1 pseudogene is annotated in these 1121 nt (G+C 50.2%); it reads left to right on the plus strand.

The window, feature by feature from the left end:
- Positions 1 to 1121, plus strand: a pseudogene (locus LI015_RS27925) (hypothetical protein); the annotation flags it as partial.

Here is a 1121-nt window from a genome sequence, read left to right on the forward strand (position 1 = left end):
GTGTCCATGGTTTTTAACAGGGTATCCGGGGATTATGCCAGCAGGCTTAAAATCTCCTGGTACAAGGATGCGGAACTGGTCCAGGAGCAGGAGTTTGAACCGGATGGGGTGGAGTACTTCTGCCGGGCCAAGGTGCCGCTGTTTAATCAGCTGGTCATCACGTACCTTGAGACCAGCCGGGCATACCGGTATCTGTGGCTGTCCGTACTGAAGAACCAGAGGATGACGGATGCGGGTGGGCTTAAGATTGTCTACGATGACATTGCCCTGGGGGCTGCAGAGGACAATACGGCGGCTTCGGGCGACCATGATTACTATGTTGACCTCCAGGACCTAAAATCGGGGGTAGAGTTCCCGGATTATGCCATGTGTCTGCCCAGGTACGCGAGGATGGATGGCAACTACAACAATGCCCCGGACGAGCTGGCTGACATGGGGTATGTGAGTGACAGCATATCCGATGCAGGCGGAACATTTGGAGAACCGCCTTCAATCACATTCACATTCGGTCAAACTTATTCCAGTGTGGGGATAACACTTAGGTTCAACGATTATTCGGGGGACTACTGCAGTATGGTCAATATTAAATGGTACCGCGGGGATGAACTGTTATCAGATCGGGATTATTCCCCGGACAGTCCGGACTACTTCTGCTATGGCATCGTGGATTATTATAACCGGGTGGTCGTTACCTTCCTGAGGACCAGTAAGCCGTACCGCAACGTATTCCTGACAGGGATAACCTGGGGACTCATCCGTGTGTTTAAGGATGATGAGATAGAGGATATCAGCTGCCTGATGGAGCTGAGCCCTATATCCGAAGCGGTAAGCATCAATACCATGGACTATACAATCCGAAGCAAGTCTGATTATGCGTTTGAATTTCAGAAGCGGCAGAAACAGACGCTGTATTTTGACGAGGCAATACTGGGGATTTTTTATCTGAAGGATGGGAAGCAGCTGGGAGCGAAACGGTATTCGGTGGAGACACAGGACGCAGTGGGAATCCTGGATAACAACCAGTTTATGGGCGGAGTGTACAACAATGCTTTGGTATCAGACATCCTGGCCGGTATTATGGCCGGAGAAGGTATCACATACTTTTTAGATGATGTTTATGT

Source organism: Enterocloster sp. 210928-DFI.2.20 (genome assembly GCF_020554465.1).
Lineage (GTDB): Bacteria > Bacillota > Clostridia > Lachnospirales > Lachnospiraceae > Enterocloster > Enterocloster bolteae.